The organism is Amycolatopsis sp. NBC_01488 (genome assembly GCF_036227105.1).
Lineage (GTDB): Bacteria > Actinomycetota > Actinomycetes > Mycobacteriales > Pseudonocardiaceae > Amycolatopsis.
In genome coordinates this window covers 6,527,938-6,547,653 of record NZ_CP109434.1, presented here as the reverse complement: position 1 = coordinate 6,547,653, position 19,716 = coordinate 6,527,938, and the positions used below count along the sequence as shown (strand labels likewise).

19 protein-coding genes are annotated in these 19,716 nt (G+C 71.7%); 5 read left to right on the top strand and 14 right to left on the bottom strand.

The genetic code is table 11. The features are described 5' to 3' along the window. The first annotated feature begins 179 nt into the window (after positions 1–179). Positions 180–1,400 (top strand): GAF domain-containing protein, encoded by a 1,221-nt coding sequence (locus OG738_RS31090; protein WP_329046261.1) that lies wholly within the window; start codon positions 180–182, stop codon positions 1,398–1,400. Positions 1,401–1,445: 45 nt separating this feature from the next. After that, entirely contained in the window at positions 1,446–3,260 is a 1,815-nt protein-coding gene (locus OG738_RS31085; protein WP_329046260.1) for a flavin-containing monooxygenase, read from the top strand. A gap of 38 nt (positions 3,261–3,298) precedes the next feature. On the opposite strand, the gene OG738_RS31080 is transcribed toward OG738_RS31085, so the two are convergent. From OG738_RS31080 to OG738_RS31055, 6 genes are read right to left on the bottom strand one after another with little or no spacing between them, the layout of a single operon-like run. Continuing rightward, positions 3,299–4,375 (bottom strand): hypothetical protein, encoded by a 1,077-nt coding sequence (locus OG738_RS31080; RefSeq protein WP_329046259.1) that lies wholly within the window; start codon positions 4,373–4,375, stop codon positions 3,299–3,301. Positions 4,376–4,429: 54 nt separating this feature from the next. Then, positions 4,430–5,458, bottom strand: a complete 1,029-nt coding sequence (locus OG738_RS31075; RefSeq protein WP_329046257.1) for an acyl-CoA dehydrogenase family protein — start codon at positions 5,456–5,458, stop codon at positions 4,430–4,432. After that, positions 5,455–6,372, bottom strand: coding sequence for an acyl-CoA dehydrogenase family protein (locus OG738_RS31070; protein ID WP_329046255.1), 918 nt, complete (start codon positions 6,370–6,372; stop codon positions 5,455–5,457). The genes OG738_RS31075 and OG738_RS31070 overlap by 4 nt, the downstream gene beginning before the upstream one ends. Then, positions 6,369–7,499, bottom strand: a complete 1,131-nt coding sequence (locus OG738_RS31065) for an acyl-CoA dehydrogenase family protein (RefSeq protein WP_329046254.1) — start codon at positions 7,497–7,499, stop codon at positions 6,369–6,371. The genes OG738_RS31070 and OG738_RS31065 overlap by 4 nt, the downstream gene beginning before the upstream one ends. Then, positions 7,499–8,341, bottom strand: coding sequence for an enoyl-CoA hydratase (locus OG738_RS31060; protein WP_329046252.1), 843 nt, complete (start codon positions 8,339–8,341; stop codon positions 7,499–7,501). Before OG738_RS31060 ends, OG738_RS31065 begins: the two co-directional genes overlap by 1 nt. Beyond that, positions 8,338–9,870 (bottom strand): FadD3 family acyl-CoA ligase, encoded by a 1,533-nt coding sequence (locus tag OG738_RS31055; protein ID WP_329046249.1) that lies wholly within the window; start codon positions 9,868–9,870, stop codon positions 8,338–8,340. The genes OG738_RS31060 and OG738_RS31055 overlap by 4 nt, the downstream gene beginning before the upstream one ends. Before the next feature lie 82 nt (positions 9,871–9,952). Between OG738_RS31055 and OG738_RS31050 the strand changes: the two genes are divergently transcribed. The 3 genes from OG738_RS31050 to OG738_RS31040 are packed head-to-tail and all read left to right on the top strand — an operon-like array spanning position 9,953 to position 13,037. Then, entirely contained in the window at positions 9,953–11,098 is a 1,146-nt protein-coding gene (locus tag OG738_RS31050; RefSeq protein WP_329046247.1) for an acyl-CoA dehydrogenase family protein, read from the top strand. Further along, the gene (locus tag OG738_RS31045) at positions 11,098–11,877 is read left to right on the top strand and encodes an SDR family oxidoreductase (protein ID WP_329046245.1); all 780 of its coding nucleotides are present in this window, start codon (positions 11,098–11,100) and stop codon (positions 11,875–11,877) included. The genes OG738_RS31050 and OG738_RS31045 overlap by 1 nt, the downstream gene beginning before the upstream one ends. Positions 11,878–11,885: 8 nt before the next feature. Further along, positions 11,886–13,037 (top strand): acetyl-CoA C-acetyltransferase, encoded by a 1,152-nt coding sequence (locus OG738_RS31040; RefSeq protein WP_329046244.1) that lies wholly within the window; start codon positions 11,886–11,888, stop codon positions 13,035–13,037. A gap of 77 nt (positions 13,038–13,114) precedes the next feature. On the opposite strand, the gene fgd is transcribed toward OG738_RS31040, so the two are convergent. From fgd to OG738_RS31000, 8 genes are all read right to left on the bottom strand, one after another. Next, positions 13,115–14,119 carry a glucose-6-phosphate dehydrogenase (coenzyme-F420) gene (gene fgd / locus OG738_RS31035; protein WP_329046242.1) on the bottom strand — a complete coding sequence of 335 codons (1,005 nt, stop codon included), beginning with the start codon at positions 14,117–14,119 and terminating at the stop codon, positions 13,115–13,117. A 6-nt stretch (positions 14,120–14,125) separates the two neighbouring features. Beyond that, positions 14,126–15,181 carry an NAD(P)H-dependent flavin oxidoreductase gene (locus OG738_RS31030; RefSeq protein ID WP_329046241.1) on the bottom strand — a complete coding sequence of 352 codons (1,056 nt, stop codon included), beginning with the start codon at positions 15,179–15,181 and terminating at the stop codon, positions 14,126–14,128. After that, positions 15,178–15,909: a CoA-transferase subunit beta gene (locus OG738_RS31025; protein WP_329046240.1), complete on the bottom strand. Its 732-nt coding sequence runs from the start codon at positions 15,907–15,909 to the stop codon at positions 15,178–15,180. The genes OG738_RS31030 and OG738_RS31025 overlap by 4 nt, the downstream gene beginning before the upstream one ends. Beyond that, entirely contained in the window at positions 15,906–16,769 is an 864-nt protein-coding gene (locus OG738_RS31020; RefSeq protein ID WP_329046237.1) for a CoA transferase subunit A, read from the bottom strand. Before OG738_RS31020 ends, OG738_RS31025 begins: the two co-directional genes overlap by 4 nt. After that, the gene (locus OG738_RS31015; protein WP_329046236.1) at positions 16,759–17,499 is read right to left on the bottom strand and encodes an enoyl-CoA hydratase family protein; all 741 of its coding nucleotides are present in this window, start codon (positions 17,497–17,499) and stop codon (positions 16,759–16,761) included. Before OG738_RS31015 ends, OG738_RS31020 begins: the two co-directional genes overlap by 11 nt. Continuing rightward, positions 17,499–18,377, bottom strand: coding sequence for an SDR family oxidoreductase (locus OG738_RS31010; RefSeq protein WP_329046235.1), 879 nt, complete (start codon positions 18,375–18,377; stop codon positions 17,499–17,501). The genes OG738_RS31015 and OG738_RS31010 overlap by 1 nt, the downstream gene beginning before the upstream one ends. Further along, positions 18,374–19,141 (bottom strand): SDR family oxidoreductase, encoded by a 768-nt coding sequence (locus OG738_RS31005; RefSeq protein ID WP_329046233.1) that lies wholly within the window; start codon positions 19,139–19,141, stop codon positions 18,374–18,376. The genes OG738_RS31010 and OG738_RS31005 overlap by 4 nt, the downstream gene beginning before the upstream one ends. Positions 19,142–19,216: 75 nt before the next feature. Next, on the bottom strand, positions 19,217–19,621 hold the full coding sequence (locus OG738_RS31000; protein WP_329046232.1) for a winged helix-turn-helix transcriptional regulator: 405 nt from the start codon (positions 19,619–19,621) through the stop codon (positions 19,217–19,219). Positions 19,622–19,716: the final 95 nt, after the last annotated feature.

Here is a 19,716-nt window from a genome sequence, read left to right as displayed (position 1 = left end):
GCTTGCGTAGCTGCAGAGTCGGCCAGTGCGAGTTCGAGAGCCGTCCGCCCAGGGACGCGAGTCGTCCAGCCGAGTTGGCGGGTACGCGTGTCGTCTGGTGTGGTCCTCCCGGGGTTGCGTGAAGGTTGCCCCGCCTCCGCTTCCCCGGGTTACCGTGAAGGCCGGCCCTGGAGGTGGCGGTGGACGACGAAGTCTGCGCGGTCCGGCCCGGCATCGACGTCGCCGGGCACGCTCGGCTGCTCGCGGGCATCCACGACGCCGTCCTCGCCGGGCGGCCGCCGCGGACCGCGCCGCGCCGGCTCGTCGAACGGTCGTGGCGGCGGGTTGCCGCGCAGGGGGTCGATCCCGACCGGCCGCCCGCGCCCGATCCCGTCGGTCCCGCCGAGGTCGAACGGCGGCGGACCGGCAGCCGGCTGCGTGAAGTCCTCCCCGAACTCCGCGGCGCGCTGACGTCCGTCGCGGAGGACGCGCACCACCTGATGGTCGTCACCGACGCCGACGGCGTCGTCCTCTGGCGCGAAGGCGCGCGCCGGGTGCGGCACCGCGCGGACTCGCTCGGCTTCACCGAGGGCGCCACCTGGTCGGAGCCCGCCATCGGCAGCAACGCGATCGGGACGGCGCTGGCCGAGGCCGCGCCCGTGCAGATGTTCGCCGCCGAGCACTTCGTGCGCTCGCACCACTCGTGGGCCTGCACCGCCTACCCCGTGCACGACCCGCGGACCGGCGAGCTGCTCGGGATCGTCGACGTCAGCGGGCCGGCCGAGACCGTCCACCCGATGACCGTCGCCCTGGTCGGGACGTCGGTGCGGCTCGCCGAGGCCGTCCTGCGCGAGCGGCACGAGGCCCGGCTCGAAGCACTCCGGCGGCTGTCGGGGCACGCACTCGGCGGCCGCCCCGGGCTCGTCGTCGACGAGCACGGCTGGGTCGCCGCCCAGAGCGGCGTCTTCGGGATCGACCGCGTCGCCGCGCCCCGGCACGGCGTCCCGGTCGCGGTCCGCGGCGTCGGGGCGTGCGAGCCCGAGCCGGTGCCCGGCGGCTGGCTGCTGCGGCCGAGCCACCGCGAAACCCTGAAGCTCACCCTCGAGCTCGACCCGCCACGCGCGATCGTCGAAGGCTCGGCGCGGTGGACGCACCCGTTGGGCAGAAGGCAGGCGGACCTGCTGCGGCTGATCGCGACCGCGGGGCCGGCCGGGGTGTCCGCTGCGCAGCTGTCGGAGACGCTCTACGGCGACCGCACGCACCTGGTGACCGTCCGCGCGGAGCTGTCCCGGCTGCGCAAGCTGGTCGGCGGCCTGCTGCTCGCCCGCCCGTACCGGTTCGCGCCCGGTGTCGAAATCGTGCTGATGCAACCTCAGGGCAACCCTTACGCGGACCGGCCCCGGCGAGGTTGGCTGCCCTGAACGCGCCGCCGACGAAGACGGTGCCCGAGACGGGGAGGTCCGCTCATGACCCAGACCCTCGAACCGGCCGCGGCCCTCGATGCCCGGCAGCGCGTCGAAGGCTGGCTCGCCGACTTCGAGGCCGCGCTCGCGGCCCGTGACGCCGACCGGGCCGCCGGCCTCTTCGCCACGACGTCGTTCTGGCGCGACCTGATCGCGTTCACCTGGAACCTCAAGACCGTCGAAAACCGCGACGGCGTCAAGGATCTGCTGCTCGCGACCATGGACACCGCCGACGCGACCGGCTTCCACGCCGCCGAGGAGCCGACCGAGGCGAACGGGATCGTCGAAGCGTGGATCGGCTTCGAGACGGCAGCCGGACGCGGCCGCGGACACCTGCGGCTGAACGACGAAGGCGCGTTCACGTTCCTCACCACGCTCTACGAACTGAAGGGGCACGAAGAGCCGCTCGGCACCACCCGGCCGAAGGGCGCCGAGCACGGCGTCAACCGCGAGCGCGTCACGTGGTCCGAAGCGCGGCAGGCGGAAGCCGACGAACTGGGCACCACGCGCCAGCCGTACGTCGTCGTCATCGGTGGCGGCCAGGGCGGGATCGCGCTCGGGGCCCGGCTGCGTCAGCTCGGCGTGCCGCACGTGGTCGTCGACCGGTACGCGCGGCCCGGCGACCAGTGGCGCGGCCGGTACAAGTCGCTGTGCCTGCACGACCCCGTCTGGTACGACCACCTCCCCTACCTCGACTTCCCGCGCACCTGGCCGGTCTTCGCGCCGAAGGACAAGATCGCCGACTGGCTGGAGATGTACACGAAGGTCATGGAGGTCACCTACTGGTCGTCGACGACCTGCAAGAACGCCTCCTACGACGAAGAAGCGCAGGAGTGGACGGTCGTCCTCGACCGGGACGGCGAAGAGGTCGTGCTCAAGCCGAAGCAGCTGGTCCTCGCGACCGGCATGTCGGGCAAGCCGAACGTTCCCGTGCTGCCCGGGCAGGACCGGTTCCGCGGCGAGCAGCACCACAGCTCACAGCACCCCGGCCCGGACGCCTACCGCGGCAAGAAGGCGGTGATCGTCGGGTCCAACAACTCCGCGTTCGACATCTGCGGCGCGCTGTGGGAAGCCGGCGCCGACGTCACCATGGTCCAGCGAAGCTCGACGCACATCGTGAAGTCCGACTCGCTGATGGACCTCGGCCTGGGCGACCTCTATTCGGAACGCGCGCTGGCCGCCGGGATGACGACGCAGAAAGCCGACCTGACGTTCGCGTCGCTCCCCTACCGGATCATGCACACGTTCCAGCAGCCGGTGTACGCGGCGATCAAGGACCGCGACCAGGAGTTCTACGACCGTCTCGAAGCCGCGGGCTTCCGGCACGACTGGGGTGACGACGACTCCGGCCTCTTCATGAAGTACCTGCGGCGCGGGTCGGGCTACTACATCGACGTCGGCGCCGCGGACCTGGTGGCCAACGGGGACGTCAAGCTCGCGCACGGCCAGGTCACCGAGCTGACCGAGACGTCCGTGAAGCTCGACGACGGCACGGAACTCGAGGCCGACCTGGTCGTCTACGCCACCGGGTACGGCTCGATGAACGGCTGGGCGGCGGACCTGATCAGCCAGGAGGTCGCGGACAAGGTCGGCAAGGTGTGGGGCCTCGGCTCCGGCACGACGAAGGACCCCGGTCCGTGGGAGGGCGAGCAGCGCAACATGTGGAAGCCCACCCAGCAGGACGGCCTGTGGTTCCACGGCGGGAACCTGCACCAGTCCCGGCACTATTCGCTTTACCTTGCGCTGCAGCTGAAAGCCCGCGCGGAGGGCATCCCGACGCCGGTGTACGGCCTGCAGGAACGGCACCACCTGAGCTGACCGGAAGGGGTGCCGTCCGGGCGGACGGCACCCGCCCGTCAGCCGGTGACCGGCGTCAGCAGGACCGCGTAGTCCGGGGTCCGCTGGGTCGTGGTGCCGTTCTTCAGGTGCGCCGTGGCGGCGATCTGGCCGGCGTCGTTGATCGCCCAGGCCGCGGTGATGGTGACGCCGGCGTCCGCCGGGATCAGCCGGTCCAGGTCCGTCCGGACGCCGTCGCGGTAGACCCAGCCGTCGCGGCCGTCGCCGACGACCGTGCCGGTGGCGTTGACGGCGAACGCCGTGCCGGAGGTGCTGCCGCCCAGGTCCGGCCACAGGTCGGTGACCTGGCCGTGCGCGAACAGCACCGGGTGGTGGGGAGCGAACTCGTCGCCGTTGAAGCCGGCGGCACCGACGGCGACGCCCGCCTGGTTCATGGCGTGCGCTTCCGACCAGGTGCTGCCGGGCAGGCTGCCCAGCGGGACGACGGCGCCGCCCCGCCACGCGACGGCCTCGGCGTGGCTGGTGTCGGCCGTCGCGGACGCGACGCCCAGCACCTGGCCGTCCTGCGTGATGCCGAACGCTTCGGCGACCTGGCCGCCGGGCAGGGCGGGCAGGATCGTGGTGGTGCCGTTCTGGTACAGCCACGCCTTGCCGGTGTCCAGGCCGCTCCCGGCGATCTGGCCCGCGTCGTTGATCGCCACGGCGCGCACTTCTTCGTCGCCGGGCAGCGGGATGGCCAGGTCGGCCGGCTTGCCGTCCCGCCACACGACGGCGTCCTGCCGGATGGGGAAGTTCAGCTGGGCGGCGCCGACGACGGTGTCGTTGTCGTTGATGCCGAAGGCCTCGGTCGCGGTGGCCAGGCCGGGGTCGCTGGTGACCAGGCCGGGCAGGCCGGCGAGCTGGGTGGGGCCGGTGGCGAGGTAGCCCGTTTCGCCGCTGCTGCCGCGGAACGTCCCCAGGCCGGCGGTGTGGCCGGCCGCGTTGAGGGCGAAGGGCTCGTTGCCGAAGGGCAGGCTCTTCGCGCCGATGAAGGTGACGGTGTAGTGCACGGGGGTAGCCGCCTGCGCCGGAGGTGTGACCGCGAAGGCCAGCGCGACCGTCGTCAGGCCCAGCACCCGGGGGATTCTCGTTGCCACGTTCGAACTCCTTCTCGTCGGAGACTCGAGGACAACCGGGGATAGGCGGGGCGGTTACGGGCCGAACAGCAGGGCCGTGCCGTGGGCGCGCTTGAAGTACAGGTGGGCGTCGTGCTCCCAGGTGATCGCGATGCCGCCGTGGAGCTGGATCATCTCCGCCGCCGCGTGGGAAAAGGCTTCGCCGCACACGGCTTTCGCGGTCGTCACGGCTTCGGCGTCGCCGTCCACCAGGGCCGCGTACAGCGCCGAGCGGGCCGCTTCGACGTGGACGTGCACGTCGGCCAGCCGGTGCTTCACCGCCTGGAACGACCCGATGGCCCGGCCGAACTGACGGCGTTGCTTCGTGTACTCCACCGTGCGTTCCAGCGCGCGGGCCGCCGCGCCGACCTGCTCGGCCGCGACCGCGACCACCGCCGTGTCGCGCAGCTTCCGCAGGTGCTGCTCGAAGCCGTCGGCATCCAGGCGCCGGGCCGGAGTTCCTTCGCACGTCACGACGGCCAGCCTGCGGGTCGGATCGAGGGTGGTCACGCGATCCCGGCGGACGCCGTCGAGCGGCACCTCGAACAGGCCGACGCCGTCCGCGGTGCGGGCCACGGCCAGGAGGACGTCCGCGACGTCGCCGTCGAGGACGTAGTGGACCTGCCCGTCGAGTCCGGTGCCGGACGCGATCAGCGCCGGTGTCCACTGACCGTCCACATCGGACCACGCCAGCGCGGCGATGGTCGTGCCCGCGGCGATCCTGGGCAGCAGCCGTTCGCACGCTTCGTCGTTTCCGGTGCGCAGCAGGGCTTCGCTGCACAGTACCGCGGAGCCGAGCATCGGGGCGGGGGTGAGCGTGCGGCCGAGTTCTCCGAGGACCACGCACGCCTCGGCCAGGCCGGCGCCCACACCGCCGTAGTGCTCGGGGATCGCCAGGGCGGCGACGCCGATCTGCTCGCACAGCGTCGACCACAGCTTGTCGTCGTAGCCGAGCGGAGACGCCATCGCGGCCCGCACCGCCTCCGGTCCCGACCTGCGGGCCAGCAGCGACCGGACCGCGTCTCGCAGGGCCTGGGCTTCCTCGGTTTCGAGCGGATCGGTCATCGGAGCACCCGCGAACGGTGGAACGACCCGGTCCCCCAAGCGCCGGCCAGGGCACGGACCTTCGTCAGCCGCAGGCCGAGGTCGTGTTCGGCGGTGTAGCCGATGGCGCCGTGCACCTGCAGGGCCGTGCGCGCGGCCAGGTAAGCGGCGTCGCCCGCCATGACCTTCGCCGCCGAGACGTCGCGGGCGAAGGTGTCCCCGGCGACGGCCGCGCCATAGAGCAGCGGGCGGGCGAGTTCGAGCTGCGTGACGACGTCGGCCAGCAGGTGCTTGACCGCCTGGTACTCGCCGATGGCCCGGCCGTACTGGCTGCGTTGCTTCGCGTACGCGACGGAGGCGTCGAGGAGCCATTGGCCCGCCCCGAGCAGCTGCGCGGACACCGCCAGGACACCCCGGTCGAACGCGGCCGCGCCGGCCTTCGGTGCGCCGGAAGCCCGGAACAGCCGCCGGGCCGGATCGATCGAGCGGACCACCTCGCTTTCGGCGACGGTGATCTCCGCACCGGTGAGGTCCAGCACGACTCCCGCGACGTCGGCGTCCAGCGCCAAGGGGACTTCCGGCGGCGCGACGACGGTGGCCAGCAGGTCCCCGCCGGCGAGGGCGGCGAGCCGGTCGCCGGTCAGCAGGGCCGGGGCGACCGCCGCCGATTCGACGAGCGGGCCCGGCACGGCGTGGTAGCCGAGCGCTTCGAAGGCGACCACCAGGTCGACCGCGGAACCGCCGAGGCCGCCGTGGTCCTCGGCCACGAGCAGGGCGAAGACCCCCAGGTCGGCGAGCGTGCGCCAGAGCTTGAGGCCGCGGTCGTGCTCGCCCGCCGCCCACGCTCGCGCGGCCGCGGCGGTGTCGGCCCCCGCCAGGAGGTCGTGCAGGGACGCGGAGAACTGGCGTTGCTCCGAGGACAGCTGGAACCTCATCGGCGGGCCTCCCGGGGCAGCTCGAGCAGCCGTTCGGCGATCGTGTTGCGCTGGATCTGGTCGGTGCCGCCGTAGATCGGCCCGGCGAGGGAGAACAGGTAGCCGTTCACCCACGCCCGGTCGGTCTCCGCGTCGGGGCCGAGCACGTCGAGAGCGGTTTCGTGGAGTTCCACGTCGAGGTGGGACCAGAACAGCTTGTTCACGCTGGATTCCGGACCCAGCTCACCGCCGTCGGCGAGGCGGCTCACGGTGCCGAACGTGTAGAGCTGGTAGGCGCGGGCCCCGATCCACGCGTCGGCGACGCGGTCCTTTGTGGACTCTTTCGCGCCCCGTGAACGCCACAGGTCGACCAGCCGGTCGGCCGCGGCGAGGAACCGGCCGGGGCTGCGCAACGACAGGCCGCGCTCGTTGTTCGCGGTCGTCATCGCGACGCGCCAGCCTTGTCCCACTTCCCCGATCACGTCTTCGTCGGGCACGAACACCTCGTCGAAGAAGATCTCCGCGAATCCGGGTTCGCCGTCCAGCTGCGGGATCGGCCGGACCGTGACGCCGTCGGCGCGCAGGTCGGCCATGAAGTACGTCAGGCCGTGGTGGCGCTGAGCTTCCGGGTCGGTGCGGAACAGGCCGAACGCACGGTCCGCGAACGCCGCCCGGGAACTCCACGTCTTCTGCCCCGACAGCAGCCAGCCACCGTCGGTGCGGACGGCGGCGCTGCGCAACGCGGCGATGTCGCTGCCCGCTTCGGGTTCCGACCACGCCTGCGCCCACACCTGCTCGCCCCGCGCCATCGGCGGGAGGATCCGGTCACGCTGTTCCTGGGTCCCGTGCGCGAAGAGCGTCGGGCCCAGCATGAAGATGCCGTTCTGGCTCACCCGCCGCGGCGCGCCCGACGCGTAGTACTCCTCCTCGAACAGCAGCCACTGCAGCATCGACGCGTCCCGGCCGTGGTACTCGCGCGGCCACGAGACGACCGACCACCGCGCCTCGGCGAGTTCGGCTTCCCACTCGCGGTGGGCCGCGAACCCTTCGGCGGTGTCCATCGACGGCAACGAGCGGACGTGCGTGGCGAGCCATTCCCGGGCTTCGTCGCGGAAGGCCGCGGACGCCTCGTCGATGTCGAGGTCCATCACGCCCCCTTGTTCGCGTCGCGCATCGACCGTGCGGACTGCCCGCCGAGCGAGTCGTCCGAGGTCTCCGCATTGTGCGCGTGCGCCAGGTGATGCAGCCCGAACACCGAGTCCATTCCGGACCGCAGCCCCATCAGGTCTTCGGCCTGGTTGACAGCCTTCTTCGCCAGCGCCAGCCCGAACGGCGGCATCCCGCTGATCTTTTCCGCCAGCTCCAGCGTGTGCTGTGCCAGCTCCGCGCGCGGCACGATCCGGTTGATCATGCCCCACTCCTTCGCCTGCTGGACGGTGAAGCGTTCGCCGGTGAACAGGACTTCCTTCGCCGCGCGCGGACCCAGCACCCACGGGTGCGCGAAGTACTCGACACCCGGGATTCCCATGCGTACCACCGGATCGGCGAAGAACGCGTCGTCGGAGGCCACGATCAGGTCGCACACCCACGCGAGCATCAGCCCACCGGCGATGCACGCGCCCTGGACACTCGCGATCATCGGCTTCGGGATCTCCCGCCACCGGCGGCACATCCCGAGGTAGACCTCGGACTCGCGGGCGAACCGCTGGTCACCACCCGCGCGGTCGGTGTGGTCCCACCACAGCACCGCCCGCCGGTCGAAGGTGACGTCCACATCGCGGCCCGGGGTGCCGATGTCGTGCCCGGCGGAGAAGTGCTTGCCTTCTCCGGCCAGCACGATCACCTTGACGTCGGCGTCGTTCACCGCCTTCGTGAAGGCGTCGTCGAGTGCGTACGTCATCGCCGAGTTCTGGGCGTTGCGGTAGTCCGGGCGGTTCATCGTGACCACCGCGACCGGCCCGCGGCGTTCGTAGCGAACGACGTCGCTCATGCCTTCTCCTCACTGAGCAGCCGCTTCAGCACCTTGCCGGAAGCGTTGCGGGGCAGCGCGTCCAGGAACGCGACCGACCGCGGGGTCTTGTAGTTGGCGAGCCGTCCGCGGCAGAACGCGAGCACGTCGGCCTCGGTCAGGCCGGTGCCGACGACGAAGGCCTTGCCGACCTCGCCGAGCCGCTCGTCCGGGACGCCGATCACGGCGACGTCGCGGACGCCGGCCAGCTCGGTCAGTGCGTGCTCGACCTCGGCCGGGTAGACGTTGAAGCCGCCGCAGATGTACATGTCCTTCAGGCGCCCGGTCAGCGTGAGGTTGCCGTCGGCGTCCAGCTCGCCGACGTCGCCGGTGTGCAGCCAGCCCTGCTCGTCGACGGCCTTCGCGGTGGCCTCGGGGTCGTCGAGGTAACCGAGCATCACGTTCGGCCCGCGCACGACGACCTCGCCGGGCGAGCCCTGGATCGCGACCTCGAACCCGGCGGTCGCCCGGCCGGACGTCTTCGCGACCAGCTCCGCGTCGTCGCCCGGGCGGCACATCGTGACGACCACGGCTTCGGTCAGGCCGTAGGCGGTGAGGACGGTGTCGAAGCCCAGCTCGGAGCGCATGCGCCGGACGAGCGACGCCGGGACGTCGGCGGCGCCGGTGACCGCCAGCCGCAGCGACGACAGGTCGCCGCGGTCGGACTCGTGCAGCAGGGACTGGAAGATCGTCGGCGCGCCCGGCAGCACCGAGATCCGCTCGCGCTCGATCACGTCCAGCGCGCCGCGCACGTCGAACACCGCCTGCGGGACGAGCGTCGCCCCGGTCAGCAGGCCCACGACGATCCCGGCCTTGTAGCCGAAGCTGTGGAAGAACGGGTTGATCACCAGGTACCGGTCGTCGGCGGTGACCCGGCCGCACTCCGCCCAGGCCGCGGCGACCCCGACGACCTGGCGGTGCGCGGACAGCACGCCCTTCGAACGGCCGGTGGTGCCCGAGGTGAACAGGATGTCGCTCACGTCGTCCGGCTGGACCGCGTCGGCGCGCGCTTCGGCGTCGGCCGCCGGGACCTCGTCGGCCAGCGAGAGGAACTCGTCCCAGCCGAGCGCGTCCCCGACCGGCCGGTGCGGCTGGTCGAGCGGGACCCGGACGACGGTGCCGAGGTCGGGCAGGTCCGCGCCGGTCGCGAGGATCGCGGCGTGGCGGTCGGTGCCGAGGAAGTCCGCGGCCACGACGAGCGCCCGCGCCCGGCTGCGGACCAGCAGGTCGACGGTCTCGGAGGCGGTGAACCGGGTGTTGACCGGCACCAGCGACGCGCCCGCGTAGAGCGCGCCCAGCGCCGTGAGCACCCAGTGGTGGGTGTTCGGGAGGGTGATCGCGACGCGGTCGCCGGGCCGGACCCCGCGGGCGAGGAACGCCCGTGCGACCGACTGAACACGTTCCAGAAGATCGTCGAAACCGAGCCGGACGCCGCCGTCGACCAGCGCCTCCGCCGAGCCGAACTTCGCGGCGGCAGCGCGCACGACGGCCGGGATCGTGGTCTGTCCCACCGCACCCTCCTCTGGACCGGCAAACTAGAACGTGTTCTCATTACCCTAGGTCCCGGACCGGCCCGGCAGCAAGGAGGCGAGCGTGGAACCGACGCGATTCCGCCGCGAGGTCGCGGGCTGGCTCGCGGACCACCTGACCGGCGAGTTCGCTCAACTACGCGGCCTGGGCGGACCCGGCCGCGAGCACGAGGCGTTCGACCTGCGCCTGGCCTGGGAACGGCACCTGGCCGCGGCGGGCTGGACCTGCGTCGGCTGGCCCGTCGAACACGGCGGCCGCGGCCTGTCGCTCGACGAGCAGGTCGCCTTCCACGAGGAGTACGCCGCGTCCGGTGCACCCGCGCGCGTCAACCACATCGGCGAGCAGCTGCTCGGCCCGACCCTCATCGCCTTCGGCACGCCCGAGCAGCGAAAACGGTTCCTGCCGAAGATCGTCGCCGTCGAAGAACTCTGGTGCCAGGGCTACTCCGAGCCCGGCGCCGGCTCCGACCTGGCCGCCGTCTCGACGTCGGCGGTCCGGCGCGACGGCGACTGGGTGATCAACGGCCAGAAGATCTGGACGTCGCTGGCGCACGTGGCCGACTGGTGCTTCGTCGTGGCCCGCACCGAACCCGGCTCCCAACGCCACCACGGCCTGTCCTACCTGCTCGTGCCGCTGCGCCAGGACGGCGTCACCGTGCGGCCGATCCAGCAGCTCACCGGCACCTCGGAGTTCAACGAAGTCTTCTTCGACGACGCCCGCACGCCCGCCGAGCTCGTCGTCGGCGAACCCGGCGACGGCTGGCAGATCGCGATGGCCACCCTCGGCTTCGAACGCGGCGTCTCCACCCTCGGCCAGCAGATCGGCTTCCGCCGCGAACTCGACGACATCGTCGCCGAGGCGAAGCGCACCGGTACCTACGACGACCCACTGCTGCGCGCCGACCTCACCCGCGCCCGGATCGGGCTGCGCGTCTTGCGCGCGCACGCGTTGCGGACGCTCGGGCGGCCGGCCGGGCCGGAGGTCGCCGTCGGGAAGCTGCTGTGGGCGCAGTGGCACCGCGGGCTCGGCGAGCTGGCGATGCGTGCCCGCGGCGCGCGGTCGCTGGTCGCCGCCGGTGCGGAGCTGGACGACGCCCAGCGGCTGTACCTGTTCACCCGCGCGGACACGATCTACGGCGGTTCGGACGAGATCGAGCGGAACATCATCGCCGAGCGCGTGCTCGGCCTGCCGAGGGAGGCACGCCCGTGATGCCGGCCAAGATCCCGCCCTACCCACCCGGCCACGACCTGCTCTCCGGGAAGGTCGTCGTGGTCACCGCCGCGGCCGGCACCGGCATCGGCTCGGCCGTCGCTCGCCGGTGCCTGGAGGAAGGCGCGAGCGTCGTGATCTCCGACTGGCACGAACGGCGGCTCGGCGAGAAGGCGGCGGAGCTGGCCGAACTGGGGAAGGTGCACGCGCTCCCCTGCGACGTCACGAAGGAAGACCAGGTCCAGGCGCTGATCGACGGCGCGGTCGACCACTTCGGACGCCTCGACGTCCTGGTCAACAACGCCGGGCTGGGCGGCACGAAGTCCGTGCTGGACATGGCCGACGACGAGTGGTCACGCGTCCTCGACATCACGCTCACCGGCACTTTCCGCTGCACGCGAGCGGCGTTGCGGCAGTTCGTCGCCCAGGGCGGCGGCGGGGCGATCGTCAACAACGCGTCGGTGATCGGCTGGCGCGCCCAAGCCGGCCAGGCGCACTATGCGGCCGCGAAAGCCGGCGTGATGGCGCTGACCCGGTGTTCGGCCCTCGACGCCGCCGAGCACGGCGTCCGGATCAACGCCGTCGCGCCGAGCCTGGCCATGCATCCCTTCCTCGCCAAGGTGACCAGCGACGAACTCCTCGACGACCTCACGAAGCGGGAGGCGTTCGGCCGCGCCGCCGAGCCGTGGGAGGTCGCCAACGTCATGGTCTTCCTCGCCAGCGACTACGCGAGCTACCTCACCGGCGAAGTCGTCTCCGTCAGCAGCCAGCACCCCTAGGAGCTCCCGTGCCCGAAGCCTTCCTCCTCGACGCGGTCCGCACGCCGGTCGGGCGGCGCGGCGGCGCGCTGTCCGGGTGGCACTCCGCCGACCTCGGCGCGCACGTCATCCGGGCGGTCGTCGAGCGCGCGGGCGTCGACCCGGACCTCGTCGACGACGTCATCCTCGGCTGCACCGACACGCTTGGCCCGCAGTCGGGCAACATCGCGCGCACGGCGTGGCTGGCCACGGGGTTCCCGGACCACGTGCCCGGCGTGACGATCGACCGGCAGTGCGGGTCGAGCCAGCAGGCCGTGCACTTCGCCGCGCAGGCGGTCATGTCGGGCATGCAGGACCTCGTGCTGGCCGGCGGCGTGCAGAACATGAGCCGCATCCCGATCAGCGCGGCGATGCTGGCCGGGCGCGAGTACGGCTTCGACGACCCCTTCTCCGGTTCGAAGGGCTGGCAGGAGCGCTACGGCAGTGCCGAGGTGTCGCAGTTCCGCAGCGCCGACATGATCGCCGAGCACTGGGACATCAGCCGGGAAGCCATGGAGGAGTACGCCTTCCGCAGTCACCAGCGGGCGCTCGCCGCCATCGATTCCGGGCGGTTCGACGCCGAGATCGCGCCGGTCGACGGGTTCAAGCAGGACGAAGGCCCGCGTCGGGACACGTCGTTGGAGCGGATGCGCGGCCTCAAGCCGTTGAGCGAAGGCTCGCGCCTGACAGCGGCGGTGGCCAGCCAGATCTCCGACGGCGCGAGCGCGGCGCTGGTGGCGTCGGAAGCGTTCGTGCGGGAAAACGGCCTGACGCCGCGCGCCCGCATACACCACCTGACGGTCCGCGCGGCGGACCCGGTGTGGATGCTGACCGGCCCGATTCCGGCGACGGCGCAGGCGCTCCGCAAGACCGGGCTCGCGATCGAGGACATCGACCTGTTCGAGGTCAACGAGGCGTTCGCGAGCGTCGTCCTGGCGTGGCTGGACGAAACGGGCGCGGACCCGGCGCGGGTCAACGTGAACGGCGGCGGCATCGCCCTCGGTCACCCCATCGGGGCAACCGGGACGAAGCTCCTCGCAACGCTCCTGCACGAGCTGGAGCGCCGCGGCGGCCGCTACGGGCTGCAGACGATGTGCGAAGGCGGCGGCACCGCCAACGTCACCATCATCGAACGCCTGTAAGCAGTCTGCCGCGGCCGGTCGTGAGTGAGAAACAGTGTTCTAACCCTGTTTCTCACTCACGACCGGCGGCGCCGGGATCAGGCGAGGGCGCGCAGCTTTGGCAGCACGTCCTCGGAGAACTGGGCCAGGAAGCGCTCCTGGTCGTGACCCGGGCCGTGGAAGACGAGGTGGTTGAGGCCCGCGTCCAGGTACGGCTTGATCTGCGCGACGGCTTCGTCCGGGTCCGACGCCACGATCCACCGCTTGGCGACCTGCTCGATCGGCAGCTCGTCGGCCAGCCGCTCCATCTCCTCCGCCGAGGACACGCTGTGCTTCTGCTCCGCCGACAGCGACAGCGGCGCCCAGAACCGCGTGTTCTCCAGCGCCTTCTCGTGGTCGCGGTCGTAGGACAGCTTGATCTCGATCGTCCGGTCGACGTCCTCGACGGTCTTCCCGGCCGCCTCGGCGCCCTCCTTGACCGCGGGCATCAGCTTCTCGGTGTAGAGGTCCATGCCCTTGCCCGAGGTGCAGATGAACCCGTCCCCGGACCGGCCCGCGTACTTGGCCACCACCGGGCCGCCGGCGGCGATGTACACCGGGACCGGCTGCTCCGGCCGGTCGTAGATCTTGGCGTCCACCAGCTCGTAGTACTCGCCCTTGAAGTTCACGTTGTCGCTGGTCCACAGCTCGCGGATCAGCTTGATCGACTCACGCAGCCGCGCGAAGCGCTCCTTGAACTCCGGCCACTCGCGCCCCGAGACGGCGATCTCGTTCAGCGCCTCGCCGGACCCGACGCCGAGGATCACGCGACCGTTCGACAGCAGCGACATCGTCGCGAACGCCTGCGCGATCACCGCCGGGTTGTACCGGAACGTCGGGGTCAGCACGCTCGTGCCGATCTGCACCCGCTTCGTGCGCTCGGCCACCGCCGGCATCCACGCCAGCGCCCAGGGGGCGTGCCCGCCTTCGTGCCGCCACGGCAGGAAGTGGTCCGACACCCACACCGAGTCGAGGCCGACCTCTTCGGCACGCACCGCGTACTCGACCAGGTCCCGCGGTCCGAACTGCTCCGCCGACGCCTTGTAACCGACCTTCAGCGCCACGCTTACTCATCCTCCCGTTGGCCGGCCGAGACGGCGCAGGATCTCACCCGCCTCGACCACTGTGCCCCCGACGATCTCGGCCACCGTGGGCAGGTCGTGGATCATGCCCACCACCTGCCCCGACGCTAGCACTCCCGCGTCCGTGCGGCCGTCGACGAGCCCGGCGCGCAACAGCATGGGAGTGTTGGCCGCCATGACCAGCTGACTCCACGTCAGGTCCTGGCCGTGTTTCATCGCGAGGCCTTCCCTGACCATCGCAACCGGGGACAGTCCGGTGATATTCCGGAACCGGAGGGCGTTGCGCGCGGCCTGCGCCAGGCTGCGCAGCCGGCCGGTGTGCTCGAGTTTCTCGACGAGGTCGGTCCGCAGCACGCGGTGCGGCAGGCCGTCGACGCGCCGGGTGACGACCGTCCCGGTGAGCCCCTGCTCGAGGTAGACGCGCTTGACCTCGTCGGGGACCGTGCTCTCCTTGCTCAGCAGGAACCGGGTGCCCATCGCCACGCCCGCCGCGCCGTACGCGAGGGCCGCGGCGAGCCCGCGGCCGTCGAAGAAGCCACCGGCGGCGACGACCGGGATGTCGACGGCGTCCAGCACTGACGGCAGCAGCAGCGTGGTCGCCACTCCCCCGGTGTGCCCGCCGCCCTCGCCACCTTGGACGATGACGGCGTCGGCGCCCCAGGCGGCGACTTTCTCGGCGTGCCGCGCGGCACCGATCGACGGGATCACGACGATCCCGTGGTCCCGCAGCTTCGCGATCATCTCCTTGCGCGGCGCGAGCGCGAACGACGCCACCTTGACGCCTTCGCGGATCAGCAGGTCGACGCGGTCGGCGGCGTCGGCCGCGTCCGCGCGGAGGTTCACGCCGAACGGTTTGCCCGTGCGCTTCTTCACTTCGGCGATGGCCGCTTCCAGCTCGCCGAAGGTCATCGTGGCCGAGGCGAGGATGCCGAGCGCGCCCGCGTCGGCGGTCGCCGAGACGAGCCGCGGGCCGGCGACCCAGCCCATCCCGGTCTGCACGACCGGGTGCTCGACTCCGACCAACTCGGTGAGCGCCGTCTTCACGCCGGGACTTCCTTGTCGCGCAAGCTCTTCGGGTCGACGACCGCACGAATGAGCCGCAGCTCTTCGTCGGTCGGCTCGCGGCTGGTCTCGGCGCTCGAGAAGTCGATCTCGAACGTCGTGGCCGCCGCGACCTCGTCGCGAGTGACGCCGGGATGGAGTGACACCGCCCGCATCGAGTGGTCGGGGGTGGCGAAGTCGAACACGCCGAGGTTGGTGACGACCCGGTGGACGTCGTGGTACTTCTCCGCCGACGGCCCGGCTTTCGCCGCGTTGTCGTAGCCGACCCCGGAAACGACGTCCACCGTGTCCACGAAGATCCGCTTGCCGTGCCGCGGCACCCAGTAGCTGGTGCGGTGGTTGACCGTGTTGCCCGGCGCACCCCGCACGCCCAGCAGCTGCTTCGCCGGACGGGCGTGGTCGCCGATGGCGGAGATGTTCTGGTTGCCGTACCGGTCGATCTGGTTGGCGCCCATGACGACGTGCCGCCGCCCGTGCGGAACGATCGTGTCGAGCATCTTGCGGAACGGTTGCCAGCCCTCGACGACGCCGTCGGTGGTGACGAGGTACGCCTCGCCGTCCGACATCAGCAGGTCCGGTTCGAACGTCAGCCGTGCGAGCTTCGCGCCGAGCTGCGGAATCAGGCCCATCGGGCTGACCACGATCTCGCCATCGCCGCGGAACAGCTCGGCCACCGCCACCACGGCGATCTCGGCCCGGGTCACGTTCATGCCGCCTCCGCCTCGAATTTGTCCACTTCGGACAGATAGCTGCGCTCGTCGCCGGACAGGAACCGGTCCACGAACCCCGGCCACGCGTCGGGATCCTTCGCGCAGGCGGCGTAGTGCCGCTGGAACCGTTCGTCGCGCCCGTAGTCCGGCACCGCCGTCGTGAAGTGCGCACCCCGCGGCGCCTCGACGACGCCGTCGACCGCGCCCCGGTTGAGCAGCAGCGACTGCACCGGCCCGCCCGCCATCAGCTCGGGCGTGTCGACGACCTTCTCGACCGACACGAACCGCCTGTCCGCGGCCAGGCAGAACAGGTCGTCGAAGTAGGGGTCCGGGCCGAGGTACTGGGCGTTGCCGCGGGCGTCGGCGCGGTTGAGGTGCACGAGCGCGACGTCCAGGTGCTGCGCGGGCACCGCAACCAGCTCCTCGCCGTCGGCGTAGGGCGAGCGCACGGTCCGCAGGTCCGGGTTGGCGCGCATCACCTCCGAACCGAGCCCGGCGCGCGTCGGCAGGAACGGAAGCCGTTGCGCCGCCGCCGAAAGCGCCGCGCCGAACATGCCCTCGTCGTACTCGGTGACGGCGATCGCGCCGGTCTCGCGAGCCCGGCCGAACCACGGGTCGAACGGGATCGAGTCGAGCGTGACGAACCCGAACACGACTCGCTTCACCTTGCCCGCCGCGCAGAGCAGGCCGACGTCCGGGCCGCCGTAGGACACCACGGTCAACTCGCGTACGGGCGTGCGGAGGATCGCGCGGACCAGCGCCATCGGCTTGCGCCGGGAGCCCCACCCGCCGATGCCGAGCGTCATGCCGTCGCGGATTTCCGCCGCGACGTCGTCGGCGGTCGTGCGCTTATCGGCCATTCAAGAACTCCTCGCGGGCTTCGTCGGACGCGCCGAGCAGGTTCAGCTCGAAGGTGAAGCCCTGCTCGAACCGGTAGCTGCGGTGCACCTGCTGGGTGTCGATGCCGTTCAGCGCTTCCTTCGCCGCCCGGATGACCCGCGGGTCCTTCTTCGCGATGTCGCGGGCGACGGCCAGCGCGGCCTCGTCCAGCTCCGCGCGCGGCACGACCTGGTAGACCGAGCCGTGCGCGTGCAGCTCGGCGGCGGTGATGGTGCGGGCGGTGAAGTAGAGGGTGCGCATGAGGTGCTGCGGCACGAGCCGGGCGAGGTGGGTCGCCGCGCCGAGGGCGCCGCGTTCCACTTCGGGGACACCGAAGGTCGCGTCTTCGGACGCCACGATCACGTCCGCATTGCCGGCCAACCCGATCCCGCCACCGAGACAGAACCCGTGCACCGCGACGACGACCGGGACCTCACAGTCGTAGACGGCCCCGAAAGCTGCGTAGCAGCCGCGATTCGCGCCGACCAGCGCGTCGTAGCCCGCGCTGCGCTGGATCTCCTTGATGTCCACGCCCGCGTTGAACCCGCGGCCTTCCGCGCGAAGGATCACGACGTGCACGTCGGGGTCACGGCCCGCCTGCGTGATCGCGTCGGCCAGGTCGAACCAGCCCCGCACGGGCAGCGCGTTCACCGGCGGGAAGTCGACCGTGACGGTCTCGATGTGCGCGTCGCGTTGGGTGAGGATGCCCATCAGCTCGCTCCGTAGACGGGTTCGGGCTCGGGCGCGCGCTCGAGCAGGTCCTTCACCACCGGGCCGAGTTCGGCCGGATCCCACCGGTCGCCCTTGTCCACGGCCGGGCCGTGCCGCCAGGCCTGCGCCACGGAGACCTTGCCGCCCTCGACCTCGAACACCCGCCCGGTCACCTGCGAGGACTCCTCGCTGCCCAGCCAGACCACCAGCGGCGACACGTTTTCCGGCGCCATCGCGTCGAAGCCGGCGTCCGGACGCGCCATCGACGCGAACACCGCCTCGGTCATCCGGGTCCGCGCGGCCGGCGCGATCGCGTTCACCGTCACCCCGTAGCGCGCCAGCTCGGCCGCCGCCACGACGGTCAGGCCGGCGATCCCTGCCTTCGCCGCCGAATAGTTGCCCTGGCCGACGCTGCCGAGCAGCCCGGCACCCGAACTCGTGTTGATCACCCGGGCACTCGGCACCCGCCCGGCCTTCGCCTCGGCCCGCCAATGGTCCGCGGCGTGGCGCAAGGGCGCGAAATGTCCCTTCAGGTGCACGCGGACCACCGCGTCCCACTCGTCCTCGCCGAGATTGACCAGCATCCGGTCCCGCACGAACCCCGCGTTGTTGACCAGCACGTCCAGGCGGCCGAAGTGCGCCAGCGCCGTCCCGATCAGGTCCCTCGCCCCGGCCCAGTCGGCGACGTCGGAGGTGTTCGCCACCGCCTGCCCGCCCAGGGCCTCGATCTCGGCGACGACTCCGGCGGTCGCGTCGCCGTCCACGTCGTTCACCACCACCGGCGCGCCCTCGGCGGCGAAGGCGAGCGCGTGGGCCCGTCCGATGCCGCGGCCGGCGCCGGTCACCACGACCACCCGGTCCTGGCACAACCCGCTCACGAATCCTCCCGTTGGTTGACGTCGGCCGCGGCGAGGAACGCCGGGACCTCACCGCCGCCGTGGACGCGCAGGGTCGCGCCGGAGACGTAGGAAGCCAGGCCGGAGGCGAGGAACGCGGCGCACGCGCCGACCTCCTCGGGCTCGGCGAGCCGTCCGAGCGGCACGGTCTTGCCGACGGCCTCGATCGCGGCCTCGCTGCCGTAGTGCAGGTGGGCCTGCTCGGTGCGCACCATGCCGACGTCGAGCGCGTTGACGCGCACCTTCGGCGCCCACTCGACGGCGAGGCTGGCGGTGAGGTTGTCGAGCCCGGCCTTCGCGGCGCCGTAGGCGGCGGTCCCGGGTGACGCGCGGGTGCCGCTGACGCTGGAGATCATCACGATGGCGCCGCCGCTGTCCTGGCGCTGCATGACGGCGTTGGCGTGCTGCGAGACCAGCAGCGGGGCCAGCAGGTTCAGCTGGACGATCTTCTCGTGCAGCCGCGGCGACGCGGTGGCTGCCGGAGCGTAGGGGGCGCCGCCCGCGTTGTTCACTACGACGTCCAAGCGGCCGTGATCGGCGACGATCCGCTTGATCAAGGCTTCGACCTGCGATTCGTCCCGGACATCGCAGGCGTGGAACTCCGCGTTCGTGGCGGTTTCGCGGCGGGCGCAGGTGACGACGTGGGCGCCGTGGGCGAGGAACACGTCGCTGATGCCCCGGCCCACGCCGCGGACGCCGCCGGTGACGAGCACGACGGCGCCGGACAAGCCCAGATCGGTCTGCACGTCACAAAACTAGAACACGTTCCAACTTTGGGCAAGGTGTGCGAGCCTGAGCCCGGGTGGAACGGCCAGAACCGGTTACGAGTCGCGCTTCGCCGCGTCGTACGTCGCGTTGGACTCCATGACCTCGGGCATCTGACCCTCGACGTCCTGGATGAGCGCCAGCAGCAGCGCCGCGGTCCGGCGGCCGCGCGGGGTCAGGCTGTACTCGACCTTCGGCGGGATCGTCGGCTGGGCCTCGCGGTGCACGAAGCCGTCGCGCTCGAGGGCCTGCAGCGTCTGGGCGAGCATCTTCTCGCTGACGCCCGACACGCGGCGGCGCAGGGCGTTGAACCGGAGGGTGCCGTCGTGGAGCGCGGCCATCGCCAGGATCCCCCAGCGGCCGGTGATGTGCTCGAGCGTCGCCCGGGACGTGCACGCCTGCGCGAACACGTCGAACACCACCTGTCCGTGCTCGTCCAGCCACTCCGGCGCCTCGGTCATGCCGTCAACGGTACCTCGCCGAACGGGGACGCCCAGGTGAGGATGCTCACCAACAGTTTGCACTTTCTCAGAGTTAGTACACTCTGTCGGTAAGC

What these genes read in the sequence shown, in the direction of transcription:
- OG738_RS31085 (WP_329046260.1), top strand. Translation starts at nt 1,446, where the DNA reads ATGACCCAGACCCTCGAACCGGCCGCGGCCCTCGATGCCCGGCAGCGC.
- OG738_RS31075 (WP_329046257.1), bottom strand. Translation starts at nt 5,458, where the DNA reads ATGACCGATCCGCTCGAAACCGAGGAAGCCCAGGCCCTGCGAGACGCG.
- OG738_RS31070 (WP_329046255.1), bottom strand. Translation starts at nt 6,372, where the DNA reads ATGAGGTTCCAGCTGTCCTCGGAGCAACGCCAGTTCTCCGCGTCCCTG.
- OG738_RS31065 (WP_329046254.1), bottom strand. Translation starts at nt 7,499, where the DNA reads ATGGACCTCGACATCGACGAGGCGTCCGCGGCCTTCCGCGACGAAGCC.
- OG738_RS31060 (WP_329046252.1), bottom strand. Translation starts at nt 8,341, where the DNA reads ATGAGCGACGTCGTTCGCTACGAACGCCGCGGGCCGGTCGCGGTGGTC.
- OG738_RS31045 (WP_329046245.1), top strand. Translation starts at nt 11,098, where the DNA reads ATGCCGGCCAAGATCCCGCCCTACCCACCCGGCCACGACCTGCTCTCC.
- OG738_RS31025 (WP_329046240.1), bottom strand. Translation starts at nt 15,909, where the DNA reads ATGAACGTGACCCGGGCCGAGATCGCCGTGGTGGCGGTGGCCGAGCTG.
- OG738_RS31020 (WP_329046237.1), bottom strand. Translation starts at nt 16,769, where the DNA reads ATGGCCGATAAGCGCACGACCGCCGACGACGTCGCGGCGGAAATCCGC.
- OG738_RS31015 (WP_329046236.1), bottom strand. Translation starts at nt 17,499, where the DNA reads ATGGGCATCCTCACCCAACGCGACGCGCACATCGAGACCGTCACGGTC.
- OG738_RS31000 (WP_329046232.1), bottom strand. Translation starts at nt 19,621, where the DNA reads ATGACCGAGGCGCCGGAGTGGCTGGACGAGCACGGACAGGTGGTGTTC.